The organism is Ruegeria sp. BHSB196 (assembly GCF_059613135.1).
The window spans coordinates 1-2715 of record NZ_JBXWRY010000075.1 but is presented as its reverse complement, the minus strand read 5'-3'; the positions used below and the strand labels follow the sequence as shown (position 1 = coordinate 2715).

Below are 2715 nucleotides of genomic sequence, written 5' to 3'. Positions count from 1 at the left end.
GCCCTTCTTCATGATGATGTTTCTCGCAGGCGGCATGATCATCGCCACTCCGCTGATCGTCCGCTCAATCTCGGGCAACTTCATGATGGCCGGACCGCCGAGCATTCCCAGTCCTGGCGGGTTCGCCAAGGGTTTGATCGGAAGCAAGGGCTCACGGGCGCGGGCACGGTTTGGGACGAGGTCGAATGCTGAGATCGCCGGGGCTGGGATAAGTCAGGCGGGCGCTGCGACTATTTCAGTGGTTCAGCGGATGGCAGAACGGGCGAGAAGGTTGGAATGAAACCGGCCCTAATCGGACCTTCACCCTATGCTCGTGATGCTGCGTTCGCAGCCCGCTTTGCGGACCTTCGCTGCAAGTGCAAGATCTGGACTAGATCGAACTGACGGTCTGCGGGATCTTCCAGACATTCGAACCGACCGTTCCGGCCGGCGCTTCTGGTACAAAGCGGTCATCAACGCATGCGGTACCCAACGACCGCCGTCACTTCATCCCGCCTTTTCCCTGAAATAGTCCCAGGCTTCGACCTCGGCGCCGTCCTCGAGGATGCAGACCCCGGTCTGCGAGCCGTCGGCGGCACGACGGATCTCGTATGTTCCACCATTTTCGACGCAGTAGTTCGCAGCGGGGTTAGCAAGAGCTGTTGCCGACGGCTGTTCATCCTCGGCCGTCTCCGGAGAACAGCCGGTCATGGCCACACCGACTGTGAGAAACAAGATTCCCAGTACTTTGCTTTCAACATTCATATTTGCTCCCTTTCAACTTCGGATCAATGCGGGCCATGGGCGACCGTCAACGCGTGGTGCAGAGCAGCTTCCATGAACGCCCGTTCCGCCTTGCTTTCCCCCGGCAGATCAAGCGAGGCTTTCCGCTCCGCCCCACCTGCGGGAAGTATCCGTCCTTCCATAACCGTGCCCCAGACGCCGACGTTTCGGATCTCCATCGCGTCGACTGAGAGGGGGTTCGCATCGAGGATAGTGAAGTTTGCCCGCTTGCCGGGAGAGATCGTCCCGATCTCGTCCTCGAGCTTCAGCGAGTAAGCCGCCTCGATGGTGACCCCACGCAGCGCTTCCTCGACGGTCACGCGTTGGTCCGGCCCCGCGATCCGGCCCGAGGTCGTCAGGCGGTTCACCGCGCACCAAATAAGGAACAAAGGATCGGCCGGTGCCATAGGCATGTCGGAGTGGAGCGACCACGGGATACCCGCCCGCGAGACGTCGCCGAGGCGCACCATCTCGTCCGCGCGCTCTGGGCCGAGGCCCACCTTCCCGTATTGATCGGCCAGCGCCGCGACGTAGTAGGGATTGCCGCTGACGATGGCACCAAGCGCCTTGATGCGGCTGACCTGATCGGCGCCGCTCACCGCGAAATGCACGAGCACGGTCCGGTGATCGTAGCGCGGTTTGCGCCGCAGGTTGGTCTCGAGGGTGTCGAGAACGCGGTTCAAACCCTCATCGCCGTTGACGTGGATGTGGATCTGGTAGCCTGCGTCCCAGTAAATCCGGAAGGCGCGCTCGAAGACGTCCCGGTCCATCATCCACTCGCCCGTGTGGCTATCGAGGTAGGGATCGCGCACCTGCATAAGCTGCGAATAGATAGCCCCGTCTGCGAAGAGCTTGACCTGCTTCGACGTCATACCCGTCATGCCGCCATACCAAGAGGCGAGCTTCTCGGTCTCGGCAATGACCTGCGCGTCGTCGGCATACATGCCGACCATGCTCTTGCCGTCCGGCATGAAGGACCAGCGAAACGGCATGTCGGGGCTCGAGAAGACGGCGTTAACTCCGTCCTGAACGGGTTTGGCAAGAATGCCGCCCGGCTCGTTGCCGAAGGTAATCCCCTTGGCGTGCATGTAGTCCCTGCTGAGTTCAAGACCGGCCTGAAGCCTCTCGGGGCTTGCCACCATCGTAGCGATGTGGGGCAGGATCGCGAACATACCCTGTTCCCAATAGTGGCCATCCTCGTAGTTGCTCTGCTCCCTCGCTGACGCGGAGAAGGCCGCGTAGGCTTCGCGGGTAAGCCCGCAGCGCTCGAGTGTGGCGGTGTTCAGGAAGAACTCATGACAAGAGCGACCCCAGACGAGGATCGGCCGGGTTGTGCTGATGGCGTCGAGCTCGGCTCGGGTCAGGGAGCCGTAGAACGCCGGATGATAGCCCCATGTCAGGACCGGCTCGCCGGAACCGGGCGCCGCCGCGACGGCGGCCGTCAGCCGGTCAATGAAGTCCTGCTTGTCCTTCACGGCCGGCACAGTCCCCGAGGGCAGGACCCAGTCCTCGATCGACAGGATCTCTGACGACATGGTCAGCGCGGCGAGCACCGGGTGGTCATGCTGGGCCACGAAGCCCGGAACGATCACGTGGTCGGCGAAGGTCGTGTCGACGTCGTGGGGCTGGTCGCCGAGGATCGCGGTCGTCTCCTCGAGGCTCCCGACCCAGAGGATTCGCCCGCCTACGACCGCCACCGCCTCGGCGGACGGCTGCGTCGGCTCCAGCGTGACGATCTCGCGAGCGGTGTAGATGGTAGCCTTTGGTGCGGCCATTGCGAGGCTTCCCACGTCTTGCAACGATCCAGTTAGCGCGATGGCCCGCCCCGCCGGCGTCAGTGACGTCGCTCCCAACAGACTGGCCCAGACAAAAGTTCTCCGGTTCAAGTTGGTCATTTTGTTCAAGCCTCCCAGCTCACTGTGTCAAATGCATTTTAAGTGAGACACGACGGAT

2 protein-coding genes are annotated in these 2715 nt (G+C 62.4%); both read right to left on the bottom strand.

All coding sequences use genetic code 11. The features are described 5' to 3' along the window. Positions 1–486: 486 nt before the first annotated feature. On the bottom strand, positions 487–744 hold the full coding sequence (locus AC2FNJ_RS19935) for a putative hemolysin (protein ID WP_244614873.1): 258 nt from the start codon (positions 742–744) through the stop codon (positions 487–489). A gap of 23 nt (positions 745–767) precedes the next feature. Beyond that, entirely contained in the window at positions 768–2537 is a 1770-nt protein-coding gene (locus AC2FNJ_RS19930; protein WP_496766772.1) for an amidohydrolase, read from the bottom strand. Positions 2538–2715 lie beyond the last annotated feature (178 nt).